Raw genomic sequence first — 16047 nt, 5'->3', positions numbered from 1 at the left:
GGGACGAGTTATGGACTGGATTGCCGGACTGGGAGACGTGGCGCCTGCGACGCGGGCCGCACTTGCCGCCTTGCCGGCGCGATCCTTGCCAAAGGGGATGGACCTGTTTTCCCCCGGCGACCGGGCGCAGGGCTACCCCGTCGTGCTGGCCGGACGGGTCGAGGTTTATCTGACCGGACCGAACGGCCGCGAAATCATGCTTTACGGCGTCGAACCGGGGCAATCCTGCGTGCAGACAACGCTGGGGCTGCTGGGTGACGAACCCTATTCGGGGGCGGCTGTCACCGTCACCGATTGCGAGACGGTGGTGATTCCCAAACCGCTCTTTCTGCGCCTGATGGATGCCGATGCCGGATTCCGGCTTTTCGTGCTGCGGTCCTTTGGCCAGCGCATGGCCGATCTTACGCGGCTTCTGGAAGCGGTCGCCTTTGGCCGGGTCGAGGCGCGTCTCGCCTCGGTCCTGCTCGATCTGGCCGATGGCCATGTCGTGCGGGCCACCCAATCCGAAATCGCCGCACGGATCGGGTCCGCGCGCGAGGTGGTGTCGCGCAAACTCGACGCCTTCGCGAAATCGGGATGGGTCACCACCGAACGCGGCGAGGTGCATCTGCGCGATCCGGCGGCCCTGCGCCGCGCTTCGGCCGCGACATGAAAAAGGGCGGGGTTTCCCCCGCCCTTTGTCGTTGCAACCTGCCGGATCAGGCCGCTTGCATGCGTGCGGCAGCACCTGCGCGCAGCCCGTAATAGACCGCCCCGCCGATGGCCACGCCAAAGAACCAGCCATAGGTGCCCCACCATGCCGGAAGCACCGTGGTAAAGGTCGGCAGGATCGACGAGAACACCATCCCCACGCCAAGCGCGACGAACGCCTTGCCATGGAAGCCGCCGTTGAACTTGAACTCGCCCTCTTCCTGATACAGCGCGTTCACGTCCAGCCGGCCTTTGCGGATCAGGTAGTAATCCACCATCATGATCCCGAAGATCGGACCCATGGTCGAGCCGATGAAGTTCACGAAATGCGCCGCTCCGGTTTCCCACGGGGCCCAGGGATACAGCACCAGCGCGATGCCTGCCGCGATATAACCGCCCTTTTTAAAGTCGATCTGACGGGGGAAAACGTTGGCAAAGTCGAAGGCCGGCGAGACGAAGTTGGCCACCACGTTGATGCCCAGCGTTGCGACCGCAAAGGTGAGTGCGGCAAGAAGCGCGAGGAACCACGAGTCGAACTTGGCCGAAATCGCCTCGGGATGCAGCAGCACCTCGCCATAGACCGAGAAGGCCGCGGTGGTGGTGACACCTGCCACAAGGCAGAAGGCCAAAAGGTTGATCGGCAGTCCCCAAAGGTTGCCCTTGCGGAGCGCCTTCTCCGACGTGGCATAGCGCGAGAAATCGCAGAAGTTCAGGTAAAGCGCAGCGAAATACGTGATCCAAGTCGCGGCAACGGCGGCAAGGGCTGCGAACGACCCCGGAGCACCGGCAACGCCTGCATCAGCCGTGGCTTTCAGCAACACGTCCTGCGGGATTTCCGACCCGAAGCTGAACGTGCCCGACTTGACGACCAGATACCCGGCAAGAAACAGCATCATCGCCCAGACGGCGGGACCGGCCCAGTCCTGAAACTTGCGGACGGTTTCCATGCCGCGCTGGATGATCAAAAGCTGCGCCGACCAGACGATGACATAGCAGATCACCTCCAGCGTCGAATGGCCAAGGAAATGGCTGGTCTGGTGGAATTCCAGCAGCGCGGGCGAACGGACAAGCAGCGCCACGATGGCCCCGCCAGCGGCTGCCGTTTGCGCGCCGTACCAGAAACAGGCGACGACCGCCCGCACGAGTGCCGGGATATTCGCGCCGAAGGTGCCAAAGGACGCACGGGCCAGCACCGGAAACGGCACGCCGGTGCGGACGCCTGCATTGCCGACCATCGACATCATCACGAAAATCACCAGCGACCCGAAGCCGATCGCGATGACGAAGTTCAGGAAGCTGCCGCACAGCAGGAACAGCGAGGCGGCAAGGTAATAGCCCCAAAGGCTGTGAACGTCGGATGTCCAGACGTTGAAGATCGAGAACGCGCCCCACTTCCTTTCGGTTGCAGGCGCCAGATCCTCGTTGTGAAGCGAGGGTGACGGATTGATCAGTTTCACGGATTGTCCCTTCCTGTGACACGGGGCGTGCGGAGATACTCCGCCGACCGACATGGTCTACGGTTCCGGCTCTGTGGCCGGTTTGGCTAAGCTCGGGTGAAGCCGCATGACGCGACATGTGGTGAACCTGCGCCCAAATGCCACAAGGGGCAATGCCGCTAAAGACGACATGACCTTTCGGCTTTTCTTGAAAAAGCTTGGTCGGGAACCGGTCTTTTACGGGCGGAATCCCGCCCCATGCAGGCTATTCGGCGGCCACACGGCGGGGTTTGAGCATATCGCGCAGGTAGCGCCCGGTGTGGCTCGCCTCGACCTTTGCCACATCCTCGGGCGTGCCGACCGCCACGATCTCGCCGCCACCGTCACCACCTTCAGGACCGATATCGATGATCCAGTCGGCGGTTTTGATGACGTCGAGGTTATGTTCGATCACCACCACCGTATTGCCCTGTTCGACCAGCTCGTGCAGCACTTCCAGCAGTTTGCGGACATCCTCAAAGTGCAGACCCGTGGTCGGCTCGTCCAGAATGTAAAGCGTCCGCCCGGTGGCGCGACGCGACAACTCCTTCGACAGCTTGACCCGCTGCGCCTCACCGCCAGAAAGCGTGGTCGCTTGCTGGCCGACCTTGATATAGCCAAGCCCGACCTGACACAGCGCATCCATCTTCTCGCGGATTGCGGGCACCGCCTGAAAGAAGCCTTGTGCATCCTCGCACGTCATATCAAGAACGTCGGCTATGCTTTTGTTCTTGAACTTAACTTCCAAAGTTTCGCGGTTATACCGCTGGCCCTTGCAGGTCTCGCAGGTCACATAGACATCGGGCAGGAAGTGCATCTCGATCTTGATGACGCCATCGCCTTGGCACGCCTCGCAGCGCCCGCCCTTGACGTTGAAGCTGAAGCGTCCGGGTTGGTAACCCCTCGTCTTGGCCTCGGGGAGACCTGCGAACCAGTCACGGATCGGGGTGAAGGCGCCAGTATAGGTTGCGGGGTTCGACCGCGGCGTGCGCCCGATGGCGCGCTGGTCGATGTCGATCACCTTGTCCAGATGCTCGAACCCCTTGATCGTCTCGCAAGGCGCAGGCGTCTCGCGCGCGCCGTTCAGACGGGTCGCGGCGGTCTTGAACAGCGTCTCGATGGTCAGCGTCGACTTGCCCCCGCCCGAAACGCCCGTCACGCAGACGAACATCCCCAGCGGGAATTCCGCCGTCACGTTCCGAAGGTTGTTGCCCGTGGCATTCACCACCGTCAGCTTCTTGCCCGACCCTTTGCGCCGCACCTTCGGCACCGCAATCTCGCGGCGTCCCGAAAGATATTGCCCCGTCAGGCTGGCCGGATCGGCCTGTATCTGCGCCGGTGTGCCGTGGGCCACCACCTGCCCGCCATGCACGCCCGCACCCGGACCGATGTCGAACACATAATCCGCCTCGCGGATCGCATCCTCGTCATGCTCCACCACCAGCACGGTATTGCCCTGATCGCGCAGGTTCTTGAGCGTGGTGAGCAAGCGGTCATTGTCGCGCTGGTGCAGGCCGATCGACGGCTCGTCCAGCACATACAAAACCCCCGTCAAGCCGCTGCCGATCTGGCTGGCCAGCCGGATGCGCTGGCTTTCCCCGCCTGAAAGCGTGCCCGCATTGCGCGACAGCGTCAGATAATTCAGGCCCACATTGACCAGAAAGCCCAACCGCTCGCGAATTTCCTTCAGGATAGCCCGCGCGATTTCATTCTTCTGCGCGCTCAGGCTGTCGGGCACCGACCCGATCCACGCATAGGCCTCGGCAATCGACATGCGAACCACCTGGCCCACATGCATCCCGGCGATCTTGACCGCCAGCGCCTCGGGCTTCAGCCGGTAGCCATGGCAGGCCCCGCAATCGCGGTTGTTCTGATAGCGCTCGAACTCTTCGCGCACCCATGACGAATCCGTCTCGCGGTAGCGGCGCTCCATGTTCGGCACCACGCCTTCGAAGACGCGGGAAACCTCGTAGATACGGCCGCCTTCGTCATAACGGAACTTTATCTCTTCCTCGCCCGACCCATAAAGGAACACCTGCTGCACCGATGCAGGCAGGTCTTTCCACTTGGTCTTGCGGTCGAACTGGTAGTGCTTTGCCAACGCCTCGATGGTCTGGGTAAAATAGGGCGACTTCTGTTTGGACCACGGGGCCAATGCACCCTGCCCCAGCGTCAGCCCCTGATCGGGCACCATCAACCGCTCGTCAAAAAACAGCTCGACCCCCAGCCCGTCACAGACCGGACAGGCCCCGAACGGCGCATTGAACGAAAACAGCCGTGGCTCGATTTCCGAAATGGTGAAACCCGAAACCGGACAGGCGAATTTTTCCGAATAGGTGATGCGCTGGCCCTCGCCCTCGGCTGGCGCGGTCTCGATGATCGCGATGCCATCGGCAAGGTCCAAAGCCGTGCGGAAACTATCGGCCAGCCGCGTCTGGATGCCATCGCGCACAACGATCCGGTCCACCACCACGTCGATGTTGTGACGGAATTTCTTGTCGAGCGTCGGCGGTTCTTCCAGCTCGTAAAACGCCCCATTCACCTTGACCCGCTGGAACCCCTGCTTGCGCAGCTCGAGGAACTCCTTCTTGTACTCGCCCTTCCGGTCGCGGATGATCGGGGCCAGCAGATAGGCCCGCGCCCCCTCCTCCATCGCCATCACGGCATCGACCATGTCCTGCACCTGCATCGCGGTGATCGGCAGGCCGGTGGCGGGCGAAAACGGCGTGCCGACCCGCGCGAACAACAGGCGCATGTAGTCGTAGATTTCCGTGACCGTGCCCACGGTCGAACGCGGGTTCTTGCTGGTCGTCTTCTGCTCGATGGAAATCGCAGGTGACAGGCCACTGATATGGTCGACATCCGGCTTGCCCATCATGTCGAGGAACTGCCGCGCATAGGCCGACAGGCTTTCGACATAGCGCCGCTGCCCTTCGGCATAGATCGTGTCAAAGGCGAGCGAGGATTTGCCCGACCCGGAAAGCCCGGTGATCACGACCAGTTGGTCGCGCGGAATATCGACGTCGATGCCCTTGAGGTTATGCTCGCGGGCACCCCGCACCTCGATGAACTTCTGCTCGGCCATGCTATCCCCCAGCCGCCCTGAACAAGGCGTATCACAGCGTCAGAGATAGGTGAGCCGGGCCGAGTCTCCAATCGAAAAAAGTGAACAAGTGGTGAACAAGAAGGGAATAAAACGGAACGTGCCGGAAATTTATCGGGGCAGGACGGCCAAACGCCGCCGCGCTTGCCACGAATGCACGGCAATTCCCGACAGGCACAGCAGCAGGGCAAAGCCCGCCAGACCGCCAGGTCCGGCCATTACGATCAGCGCCGCCAGCAGCGGCGTGCCCGTCGTGGTGCCCAGATTGCCCAGTTGCGCCACCGCCCCCGAGGCACGGGCGCGGTCAAGGTCGCTGTCGTTCAGCTGCGGAATTGCGGCGAAACTCGCCCCCTGCACGATGCCCATCGCGGCCGCCAGTGTCAGGCTTGCGGCCAGCATCACCGCGCCCTGCCCCCAGCCGATCCAGAGCGCCAGCGCCGCAAGCGCGCCAACCGCAAACCCCGCCTGCACCAGTTGCACCGCCGTGATCCGCCCCAGCATCCAGACCCCCAGCGTCATGGACACGGCGATCGACAAAAGCGGCATCCCCGCCGCCACGCCCGCCTGCATATCCGGCGGCATAAGCGGCGGCAGCAGGGTCAGTACGGCCACATAAAGCGCTGTGTAGCACACAAAGCCGGTCGCGGGCGCCGCAATGCGCGGCGAGGCATAGATCGCCATATGCTGCCCGACCAGCCCCGTCATAGGATGCCTGACCGCAGCCGGATCGGCGGGCAACAGGCCCCGCAGCACCAGCGCAAACCCCGCCATCCACAGCGCATGCAGCCCGAACAACGGCCCCGTGTCTCCGCCCGACAGCAAAGCGGGGGCCACCACTGCCAGCAACGCATAGGTCACGCCGAAGAAACTGCTCCACAGCGTCATCGCCAACCCCTGATGCCTTGGCGGCGCAAGCCCTGCGATCATGGTCGGGCCGACGACGACAATGGCAAGATGCGAAAACCCCTCGATCCCCCGCGTCAAAAACAGCGCCGCATAGGGCAAGGGCAGGATTTGCACCGCCGACATCACCGCGCCAAGCGCCAGCGCCGCCACGATGGCGCGGCGCGGCCCGATACGGGCGACCAGCAGCCCGGCGGTGGTGCCGAAAACCAGCCCCACGATGCCAACGACCGAAACCAGCAACCCGATGCCGACAGGCCCGTGGTCAGGGTAGCGCGCGGAAAACAGGTCAAAGGCAAAAGACATCTTGCCGAACTGCGCCGCTGCCCCCAGCCCCGCGCACCACAGTGCAAGAACGGTCACGACCGCGCGCATCCTGCCCCCATTTTCTGTCTTCAAATATCCTCGGGGGTGCGGGGGGCGAGCCCCCCGCCCTTTTTCAGAAATGCAGCGCGCGCCCGTAAGCGTCGAGCACGGATTCGTGCATCATCTCCGACAGGGTCGGGTGCGGGAAGACCGTGTTCATCAGGTCTTCTTCCGTCGTCTCCAGCGCCCGCCCGATCACATAGCCCTGAATCAGCTCGGTCACTTCCGCGCCCACCATATGCGCGCCCAAAAGCTCGCCGGTCTTGGCGTCGAAGATCGTCTTCACGAAGCCTTCCGCCTCACCCAGCGCAATCGCCTTGCCGTTGCCGATGAACGGGAAGCGCCCGACCTTGATATCCAGACCTGCCGCCTTGGCCTTCTCCTCGGTCAGACCGACCGATGCCACCTGCGGGTGGCAATAGGTGCAGCCGGCGATGCTGCCCGGCTTGATCGGGTGCGGATGCCCGCCCGCGATCAATTCGGCCACCATCACGCCCTCATGGCTCGCCTTGTGCGCCAGCCACGGCCCGCCCGCGATATCGCCGATGGCGTAAAGCCCGTCCACGCCCGTGCGGCAATATTCGTCCGTCACCACATGGCTGCGGTCGATCTTGACGCCAAGCGCCTCCAGACCAAGATTTTCGACATTGCCGACGATGCCCACGGCGGAAATCACCGTGTCGAATTCGTGCAATTCGGTCTTGCCACCCTGTTCGATATGCGCGGTCACGCCGATACCCGGCTTGCGATCCAGCTTTTTGACCGCCGCCTTTTCAAGGATCTTCATCCCCTGTTTGATGAACGCCTTCTTGGCGAATGCCGCGACTTCGGCATCTTCCACCGGCAGGATCCGGTCCATCACCTCGACGACCGTGGTATCGGCCCCCAGCGTGTTGAAAAAGCTCGCAAATTCGATCCCGATCGCGCCCGAGCCGATGACCAGCAGCTTTTTCGGCATCCGCACCGGTTGCAGCGCGTGACGGTAGGCCCAGACCAGATCGCCATCGGCTTCCAGCCCCGGCAGTTCACGCGCCCGCGCACCGGTCGCCAGAATGATCGCAGGCGCGGCCAGTTCTTCCACGCCCTTGTCGGTTTTCACCGAAACGCGGCCCTTGGCGGAAATGGTCGCCTCGCCCATCACCACGGCAATCTTGTTCTTCTTCATCAGGTGCCCGATGCCCGACGACAACTGCTTTGCCACCCCGCGCGACCGCGCCACCACGGCGGGCAGATCAAAGGACACGCCACTGGCCGAAAGCCCGAATTCCTTGGCCCGATGCATCAGGTGGAACACTTCCGCCGACCGCAGCAGCGCCTTGGTAGGGATGCAACCCCAGTTCAGACAGATGCCGCCCAGATTTTCGCGCTCGACGATCACGACCTTCTTGCCCAGCTGGGCAGCACGGATCGCGGCGACATAGCCGCCCGGACCCGCGCCGATCACGATCACATCGTATGTGGCGGCCATGGTTTCCTCCCTCAAGAAAAGTAGTTTGGCCTTAAACTATATGTATGGGCCAAGCAACGACCGCAACGCCGTGACCCTATGCGCCATCTGCATGGCTAGCCTGCAAGGCACGGACAACCGCGCCATAGCCGCCCTGTTCCAGAAACGCGGCCTCGTCCGGGGTCGAGGTCCGGTCCAAAGCGGCGTTGCGGTTCGGAAAGCGCCCGAAGCGCGAAATGACGTCTTGGTGCGCGCGGGCGTGCAGCAGCAGATCGGGGTCGGTCATGCGTTCCCCGATCAATGCCACGCACAACGCCTGATCTTCCGCGTTTTCCGAATGTTCGAGCGGCAGGTAGAAAAACTGCCGCTCGGGTTCCGGCGCGTTCATGTCCCAGCCCTCGGCAATCGCCGTCTTGGCGGCGGCCAGCGCCAAGGGGTCGGTGGCGAAACTGTCGGCCTTGCCGCGAAACATGTTGCGCGGCAACTGGTCGGTCAGGATCAGAAAGGCCAATGTGCCCACCGTGCCCTCGACCCAATGGTCCAAGCCGCCGTCACGCGCGGCTTCCCACAGGTCCTGAAACATCAGGCAGGCGGCGTCGATCTCGTCGCCACCGGCATACCAGCCTTCGGGGCCGACATCGCCCAGCCAGAAATCGAGCACTTGGACAGGGTCGGACATGGGGCGCGCCTTTCGTTAGGCGCAAAGCCTGACAGGCTTTGGCAGGTGGTGCAAGGCAAGGCAGGCTTTACCGCCCCTGCCCCTTTTCCATCACTGCCGCCGCTGCAACCGGCGAGGCTGTCGGCACGAGGTTGGCGAAATGCCCCGTTCCGGCAGGGGCTGCACGGCGCGTCATCCGCCACAGTGCATATCCCGCCAGCGCCACGTAAAGCACCGCGATAAAAAGGAAAAACCCCGCAGGCCCGATCCGCCCCATGATCCAGCCGGTAACAAGCGGGCCGAAGATCGCGCCAAACCCGTTCAGAAAGATCATCCCCGCACTGGCCGCCGCCATGTCATCCTTGCCGAGAAAGTCGTTGGTATAGGCGATCAGCAGCGCATAGACCGGATTGGTAATCCCGCCCAGCAGCAGCGCCACCACCAGAAGCAGCGTAAACGGCAGGTCGACCACGACCGGCACCACCATCACCACCGCAGCCACGGCGGAAAGCCCCATGATCAGCTTCCTGCGGTCCATCCGGTCCGACACCCAGCCGATCGGGTATTGCAGCACCAAGCCGCCGACATAAAGCGCGCCGATGAAGATCGAGATGTCGCGCACCGACAGCCCCTTCATCGACCCCCAGACCGCCGCCATGCCGAACATCGCGGAAAACACGCCCCCCGTCAGCAGCATCCCCACGCAGCCAAGCGGCGAGATGCGAAACAGCGCGCGGAACGACAAAGCCTTTGTCGTCTCGAACGTGGGTGCAGGCGTAGGGGCCAGCAGCAGCGGCAAAAACGCCAGCGACACCAGCACCGAAGGAATGACGAACAGCGTGAACCCCGAAGGGTCCGACACGTTGAGCAAGGCTTGGGACGCGATGATCCCCAGCATCTGCACGATCATATAGGCCGAAAGCGCCTGCCCCCGCGTCTCGTTCGTTGCGGCGTTGTTCAGCCAGCTTTCGGTGGTGATATAGATGCCCGAAAAACAGAACCCGATCATCACCCGCAACAGCGACCACACGATCCAGTCAGGCGCCACCGGATAGACCACCAGCACCGCCGAGATGATCGACCCGAGTGCTGCAAAGACCCGCACATGCCCCACCTTCCTGATCATCGCAGGAGCCATGCGCGACCCGAACAGGAACCCCGCGAAATAGGCCGACATGACGATGGAAATCTGGAAGGTCGAAAATCCCTCGATGCTTCCCCTGATCCCCAAGAGCGACCCCTGTATCCCGTTGCCGACCATCAGCAGCATGACGCCCAGCAAAAGCGGCCACGAGGTGCGAAGGACGGTCAGCATGGCGGCTTCTTTCGGAACGGAACAACGGAAACGCTAGCACGGGTAGCACAAAAACGGCGCAGGAAAACGACAGGCAGGCCCGTGCCCCCGTCAGAGTCAGGGTCAGCGCCCGCGTGGGGGCACCAGCAACGAGGAATCACCATAGCTGAAAAACCGGTAACGGCTGGTTACGGCATGGTCATAGATGCGGCGGATGCGGTCCTGCCCCATCAGGGCTGACACCAGCATCATCAGCGTCGATTTGGGCAGGTGAAAGTTCGTCATCAACGCATCGGTGATCTGGAACCGGAAACCGGGGTAGATGAAAATATCGGTCGGCCCGACCCAAGGCTCCACTTTCCCCGACCGCCCCGCACTTTCGATCAGCCGCAGCGCAGTCGTGCCAACGGGAATGATCCGCCCCCCCGCCGCCTTGGTCGCGTTGATCTCCGCCGCGGCTTTCGGCGTCACCTCGCCCCATTCGGCGTGCATGCGGTGGGTGGTCACATCCTCTACCTTGACGGGCAGGAAGGTGCCCGCACCCACATGCAGCGTGACTTCGGTAAATGTCACACCCATATCTGCCAGCCTCTGCAACAGCGCCGCGTCGAAATGCAGCGATGCGGTGGGGGCTGCGACGGCTCCGGCATGGCGGGCAAAGACGGTCTGGTAATCGTCGCGGTCCTGCGCGTCGGGCGCGCGTTTCGCCGCGATATAGGGCGGCAGCGGCATCGCCCCGGCCTCGGCCAGCGCCGCGTCGAAATCGTCGCCTGTCAGGTTGAAGACCAGCCGCAGATCGGTTTCCGACTTTTCCGCCACCGTGGCCGAAAGCGCATCGGAAAACCTGATAACCTCGCCCGCGTTCACCTTGCGAAGCGGTTTGGCCAGCGCCCGCCAGCCTGTGGCTTGCGGCTCCAAAAGCGTGATCTCGACCTTCGCCACCGCCTCGCCGCGCGCCCGCGTGCCGGTCAGGCGGGCGGGGATGACGCGGGTGTTGTTCAACACCAGCCGGTCACCGGGGCGGAAAATGTCAGGCAAGTCATAGACGTGCCGGTCTTCGATGCTGTCACCCTGCGCCAGCAGAAGCCGCGCATGGGTGCGCGGGCGGGCGGGCCGCGTGGCGATCAACTCGTCTGGCAGGTCAAAATCGAAATCCGACAGTTTCATCCGCCGTTGTCTCCAAGTCTGGGGGGAGGGCTGCGGAACAACTCGCGGAACCGTCCGGGGGTGAGAATGGACAAGGGGTTGACCGAGACGGACGCCCCGCTCGCATCGCCATTGACCTCGTAATTAAAGCCGAAGAACCCTTCACCGCGCTTGGTCAGGAACGATCCGATCCCGTTGAGCAGGTAAAGCGGCGAAACCACGCCTTGCAGATGCATTTCCTTGCTTGTCGTGCCGTAAACCCCCGCCATCGACACTCCAAGCGACGCCCCCACGGCGGACGCGCGCGAAATCTGCACCGCACCCGGCGTGACGGTGAAATCGCCCACCGCCTCGTTGAACAAAAGCCCCTCGCCGTTCAACTGCTCCAGCAGCCCCACGACCGACACCGCCGACAACAATTCGGCTAGCACCGGCGCATTGGCCACGCGCACACGGGTGATGGTGGCGCTGCCCGCATAGACACCGGGCGGGCCGGCAGGCGTCAACAACATATCAAGCGTGCCGCCACGCGCCGAGGCAAAGACCCCCGCACTGTCGAGCACCGCGCCCGCATTCTCCGACCTGATCCGCACCGCAGCGCCATTTGCCGAGGGCACGACGGTGCCGGTCACGGCGGCAATCCCGTTGACCAGACCGTCGAAACTGCCGTTGAACCCGCCGCGCGGGGTGAAGCGGCCCGCAAAGCCGGTCAGGCGCAGGTCATCGGAAATCCGCACCTCGTCTAGGCGGGCGGTGATCGGGATATCGGCCCCCGCCCCGCCATCGCCGCCGGTGCCGGTGCCGGTGCCGGTGTCCATCTTGCGGATATCGACCGCCCCGCCGGTCAGCGCCACGGACACCGCTTTGCCAGCCCCGCGCCCCGTAATCTCGACCCCGCCCGCGAACCAGTCACCAAGCGAGACCGACCCGAAACGCGCCACATCCAGCCCGCCATCGCCGCGCAGGCTGATGCTGCCGCTGGCCGCCAACCCCGGCGCGTCGAGGGTGATGCTGTCTACCACAGGGGGCTGCGACAGCACCGCGCTGACGGCAAGCCGCCCCTGCACATCGGCCGCTTTCGACCAGCCCGTGCCGGGAATTGCCATGGAAATGCGGTTCAGGTCCGACACCAGCGACAGACGCGGCGCAGCACCCTTGGGCAATTCTATCGTCACCTGCGCTTGGCCCGTGCCCCGAACCATCGCCTCCGGCAGGCCGAGGTTGAATTCCGAAACCGTCAGCGGCGACAGTTCCGCCGTTCCCTCGATCCTTGCCTTGCCCGCCGCATCGGGACCGAATGGCTGCCAGAAGGTCACACCGAACGGCACGCGCCCTACCGCACCCTGCCCCGCGATCCGTAACCCCTTTGGGTCGGCGCTGACCGAAAGGTCAGGCGCTGTCACCAGCTTGTCCCTGACCAACTGGGCCGAGGAAAACCCCGCCACGCGCCCGTTCACCGCAAAGCTCACATCACCCGGCATGATGCGCGGGATCAGCGGAAAGCGCAGCACCGCATCCAGCGTGGCTTGCCCCTCGCCGATTTCGACGGGACGGTTGGCCTTGGTCAGAAAGCGGAAGGGCGGCTCGTCCAGTATCGACAGCGCGGCGGTCAGGGTGGAACGGGTCTTCAGCCGAACTTCGGCCTGCGCCGGTTTCCGTGTGATATCCAGCACCGAAAACACCGACCCCGCCATGTCGATATCGCCACCCAGAGGGGGCGTCACCACTCCCTTGGAAAGCACCATCGTGTAGGTCTGGCCCTCGATCGTGGCGTAACCGCTGGCCCGCACGATCGGCGGCAGGGTGCGGATGAAGCGCACCTCGGTCTTGCTGAAATCATAGCCCATCTGCAACCGCGTGGGCTTGCCCGGCTGCACCCGCAGGGCCGACCGCACATCGGACAGCCTGCCTTGGAGCACGTTTTCCGCCAGCCATTTGCGCGTGTTGGGCACCAGCGATACCGGCCAAAGCTGAAGCAGGTTGTCGGTCGTGATCTCGTCCAGCGCGCTGTCGACGGCGGCGGTCCAACCGTCATCTCCGGCACCGACCGTCCCCTTGGCCGAAAGCCTGTGGCCGCTTTCGATCAGGGAAATCTGGCCGATGTCGATCTTGAACGGGTCAAGCCGCAGCCGCAGGTCTATCGCCCCTTCGGAAAAGCGCACCGGCTTTTCGAACAGGCCCGCCGGATCGACCATCGCTTCCGACACATGGATCTGCGTGGCGAAAGCCTGCGGCAGGCGGCTGCCCAAAGGCCCGGTCAGATAGGTGCCATCCGCCGATTGCAGATAGCTTTGCCCCACAGCCTTTATCCGCAGCGACGGGCTTTCCACGTTCAGCGTGGTCAGCTTCATCCGGCCCCGGTCGGGATCATAGACCAGTTCCAGCGTGGCGCGGTCAAAGGGCACAGGTGCTGCGGCTTGCGTCGGACGCAAGGCGCCCTTGCCAAGCGTCAGGCTGGCGTCAAGCGCCGTGATGCCTTCGGCCCCCAGCGTGGCGGCAAGACGGCCCGAAATCGGCGCATCCAGCACCCGCAGCGCGGCCAGAAGCGGGGCCTGATCGGCGATATCCACCGCCGCCACCTGATCGACCGTGGCCGTGATCCGCGCCTCGGTCGCGGTCTTGTCGGAAATGATCGTCAGCACCGCCTGCGCGGGCTGACCCGACGCGCCCAGCATCGAAATCCCCAACTCGGCGCGGATGTCGCGGGCGCGGTTTTCCAGCCGCAAGCGGCCGTCACCCACCTCCCATGTCCGGCGCGACCGGTCGTCGCGCAGCGAAAGCGCCAGCGCGTCCGCCTCGATGCTTTGCAGGCGCGACAGCACAGGCAGCGCAAAAGCCGCATCGACCAGATCGAACAGCGCCGGAATGCCATCGATCTGCGCGCCCAGTTGCCCCGAGCCAAGCGCAAGGTCGAACCGCCCTTCGGCGTCGCGGCGCAGATCGACCCGCGCTCCGCTGATCCGCAGGTTGCGCGGACGCACCGCACCTTCGAGCAGGCTGTCCAGATCAAAGGTGATCCCGGTCTCGGGCAGCGTCAAAAGCGGCTTGCCCGCCGCGTTCTGCACCCGCAAATCATCAAGCCGCAGGCGCGGCACCCAATCGGCATCGAACCCGATCTCGATCCCGCCCAGCGACAAAGCCCCTTCGGGCAACATCCCGTCGACCGACCGGTTCAACCGCGTCTCGACCTCGGCCACCACCCAGACCGGCATGCGGATCGACGTGCCGGTCAGCCCGAGTGCGGCGACCAGCGCTGCAAACCCCAGAACCAGCGCAAAGAGAAAGCCCAGAAAACTGTGCGGCAGGTAGCTGCGGCGCTTGCGCGGCAGCGAAGTCGGCGGGGGCGGCGGCGGCGCGGCAGGTTCGGGCACAGCGGCTTGAACCGACGCGGGAATATCCGCATCGGGGCCAGCACCCGAACCCGCGCCCGCTTCCGCGCTTTGTGTCGCCCTGACCTCGGTCATTCCCGCCCTTGTCGCCCTGCCCGACGCGCATCAGCGCATCCTTGCCGCGGGGATTGCCTTTATCTTTGCCCAAAGGCAACTAGAACGCAAAGCACAGTACTTCAAAATGCAAGGAGCCGCCCAGATGATTACCGCAGGTGCCGCCGCGCCCGATTTCTCCCTTCCCCGCGATGGCGGGACCGAGGTCACGCTTTCCGCCCTTCGCCCCGGCAAGGTGGTGCTTTACTTCTACCCCAAGGATGACACGCCCGGCTGCACGCTCGAAGCGCAGGATTTCACCGCGCGTCTGGCCGATTTCACCGCAGCCGGAACCACGGTGATCGGCATCTCCAAAGACAGCGTCAAGGCGCACGACAAATTCTGCAAGAAGCATGGCCTCGGCGTGATCCTCGCCTCGGACGAAGCGGGCCACACCTGCGAAGACTACGGCGTCTGGCTGGAAAAAAGCATGTATGGCAAAACCTACATGGGGGTCGAACGCACCACCGTGATGATCGACGGCACAGGCACCGTGGCGCGGGTCTGGAACAAGGTCAGCGTAAAGGGCCACGCAGACGAGGTGCTGGCGGCGGCACAGGCGCTTTGATGCTGTCACTGGCCGAACGGGCGGTGCAGGTGCTGCAAACGGCGGACGGGCGCGCCAAGGCCGCACTTGGCCGCGCCCATGCCGCAGACTGGTTCGCCGCCCGCGCGGCAGGCACTCGCCTGCCCGTCGGCCATGCTGCCCCGCCCCTGCGCCCCGCCCGGCCCGAAAAGCCCGACCTGCTCGACCCGCGCGACGTGCCGCGCCGCAGGCCCGGATCGGCGCAGGGGCGCATCGCGCTTTTGCACGCCGTGGCCCATATCGAGTTGAACGCCGTCGATCTGCACTGGGATATCATCGCCCGCTTCACCCACCAGCCCATGCCGCTTGGCTTTTACGACGACTGGGTCAAGGCCGCCGACGAAGAAGCCAAGCATTTCAATCTGGTATCCGATTGTCTTGAAGCACTCGGCAGCCATTACGGCGCCCTGCCTGCCCATGCCGGAATGTGGCGCGCCGCCGAAGATACGGCCGATGACTTCATGGGTCGCCTTGCCGTCGTGCCCATGGTTCTCGAAGCCCGCGGGCTTGATGTGACGCCCGGCATGATCGAGGTTTTCCGCAAGGCAGGCGATACCGGAGCCATCGCCGCGCTCGAAACCATCTATGCCGAGGAAGTGGGCCACGTCGCCTATGGCTCGAAATGGTTCAACTGGCTCTGCGGGCGTGATGGCAGCGACCCGAAAGAGGTGTTCCACCGCCTCGTGCGGCACTATTTCCACGGAACCCTGAAGCCCCCCTTCAACGAGGAGAAACGCGCCGAGGCAGGCTTGCCGCCCGATTTCTACTGGCCACTGACCGAAGACCTGCCAAAGGTCACGGCTGAAGAAACATCCAGTCTATAACCAAGGTTTACGGAACCAAGCGCGCTTCGGCGGGTTTACGCCGATTATAGGCGGATTCTCGGGCCTTGCCTTG

The 16047-nt window shown here is 64.0% G+C and carries 11 protein-coding genes; 3 read left to right on the top strand and 8 right to left on the bottom strand.

Annotation, left to right across the window (positions count from 1 at the left end; all coding sequences use genetic code 11):
* The first annotated feature begins 10 nt into the window (after positions 1–10).
* The gene (locus tag HYN69_RS07795) at positions 11–652 is read left to right on the top strand and encodes a Crp/Fnr family transcriptional regulator (protein WP_108435249.1); all 642 of its coding nucleotides are present in this window, start codon (positions 11–13) and stop codon (positions 650–652) included.
* A gap of 46 nt (positions 653–698) precedes the next feature.
* On the opposite strand, the gene HYN69_RS07790 is transcribed toward HYN69_RS07795, so the two are convergent.
* From HYN69_RS07790 to HYN69_RS07755, 8 genes are all read right to left on the bottom strand, one after another.
* Positions 699–2147, bottom strand: coding sequence for an NCS1 family nucleobase:cation symporter-1 (locus HYN69_RS07790; RefSeq protein WP_108435248.1), 1449 nt, complete (start codon positions 2145–2147; stop codon positions 699–701).
* 244 nt (positions 2148–2391) lie between these two features.
* Positions 2392–5250, bottom strand: coding sequence for an excinuclease ABC subunit UvrA (gene uvrA, locus HYN69_RS07785; protein ID WP_108435247.1), 2859 nt, complete (start codon positions 5248–5250; stop codon positions 2392–2394).
* A 129-nt stretch (positions 5251–5379) separates the two neighbouring features.
* A complete protein-coding gene (locus HYN69_RS07780) occupies positions 5380–6534 on the bottom strand; it encodes an MFS transporter (RefSeq protein ID WP_230426527.1) in 1155 nt (384 codons plus the stop codon).
* Between the two features lie 76 nt (positions 6535–6610).
* Positions 6611–8005, bottom strand: coding sequence for a dihydrolipoyl dehydrogenase (gene lpdA / locus HYN69_RS07775; RefSeq protein WP_108435245.1), 1395 nt, complete (start codon positions 8003–8005; stop codon positions 6611–6613).
* A gap of 76 nt (positions 8006–8081) precedes the next feature.
* Positions 8082–8663 carry a DUF924 family protein gene (locus tag HYN69_RS07770; protein WP_108435244.1) on the bottom strand — a complete coding sequence of 194 codons (582 nt, stop codon included), beginning with the start codon at positions 8661–8663 and terminating at the stop codon, positions 8082–8084.
* Between the two features lie 67 nt (positions 8664–8730).
* On the bottom strand, positions 8731–9957 hold the full coding sequence (locus tag HYN69_RS07765) for an MFS transporter (protein ID WP_108435243.1): 1227 nt from the start codon (positions 9955–9957) through the stop codon (positions 8731–8733).
* Positions 9958–10059: 102 nt separating this feature from the next.
* Complete coding sequence (gene queA / locus HYN69_RS07760; RefSeq protein WP_108435242.1) at positions 10060–11103, bottom strand: tRNA preQ1(34) S-adenosylmethionine ribosyltransferase-isomerase QueA; 1044 nt, start codon at positions 11101–11103, stop codon at positions 10060–10062.
* A complete protein-coding gene (locus HYN69_RS07755) occupies positions 11100–14546 on the bottom strand; it encodes a DUF3971 domain-containing protein (RefSeq protein WP_108435241.1) in 3447 nt (1148 codons plus the stop codon). Before HYN69_RS07755 ends, queA begins: the two co-directional genes overlap by 4 nt.
* A 124-nt stretch (positions 14547–14670) precedes the next feature.
* Here HYN69_RS07755 and HYN69_RS07750 point away from each other — a divergent pair, with 124 nt between their 5' ends.
* Together HYN69_RS07750 and HYN69_RS07745 are read left to right on the top strand one after the other, a co-directional pair.
* On the top strand, positions 14671–15132 hold the full coding sequence (locus HYN69_RS07750; protein WP_108435240.1) for a peroxiredoxin: 462 nt from the start codon (positions 14671–14673) through the stop codon (positions 15130–15132).
* Positions 15132–15974: a ferritin-like domain-containing protein gene (locus tag HYN69_RS07745; RefSeq protein ID WP_108435239.1), complete on the top strand. Its 843-nt coding sequence runs from the start codon at positions 15132–15134 to the stop codon at positions 15972–15974. The genes HYN69_RS07750 and HYN69_RS07745 overlap by 1 nt, the downstream gene beginning before the upstream one ends.
* Positions 15975–16047 lie beyond the last annotated feature (73 nt).

This window comes from Gemmobacter aquarius (genome assembly GCF_003060865.1).
Classification (GTDB): Bacteria; Pseudomonadota; Alphaproteobacteria; order Rhodobacterales; family Rhodobacteraceae; genus Paragemmobacter; species Paragemmobacter aquarius.
Note: the sequence above shows the minus strand (reverse complement) of the source record. Positions and strands in the feature narration are given on the sequence as shown.

Excerpts from the sequence above, each read along its gene's own strand:
- HYN69_RS07795 (WP_108435249.1), top strand. The coding sequence starts at position 11 with ATGGACTGGATTGCCGGACTGGGAGACGTGGCGCCTGCGACGCGGGCC.
- uvrA (WP_108435247.1), bottom strand. The coding sequence starts at position 5,250 with ATGGCCGAGCAGAAGTTCATCGAGGTGCGGGGTGCCCGCGAGCATAAC.
- lpdA (WP_108435245.1), bottom strand. The coding sequence starts at position 8,005 with ATGGCCGCCACATACGATGTGATCGTGATCGGCGCGGGTCCGGGCGGC.
- HYN69_RS07770 (WP_108435244.1), bottom strand. The coding sequence starts at position 8,663 with ATGTCCGACCCTGTCCAAGTGCTCGATTTCTGGCTGGGCGATGTCGGC.
- HYN69_RS07765 (WP_108435243.1), bottom strand. The coding sequence starts at position 9,957 with ATGCTGACCGTCCTTCGCACCTCGTGGCCGCTTTTGCTGGGCGTCATG.
- queA (WP_108435242.1), bottom strand. The coding sequence starts at position 11,103 with ATGAAACTGTCGGATTTCGATTTTGACCTGCCAGACGAGTTGATCGCC.
- HYN69_RS07755 (WP_108435241.1), bottom strand. The coding sequence starts at position 14,546 with ATGACCGAGGTCAGGGCGACACAAAGCGCGGAAGCGGGCGCGGGTTCG.
- HYN69_RS07750 (WP_108435240.1), top strand. The coding sequence starts at position 14,671 with ATGATTACCGCAGGTGCCGCCGCGCCCGATTTCTCCCTTCCCCGCGAT.
- HYN69_RS07745 (WP_108435239.1), top strand. The coding sequence starts at position 15,132 with ATGCTGTCACTGGCCGAACGGGCGGTGCAGGTGCTGCAAACGGCGGAC.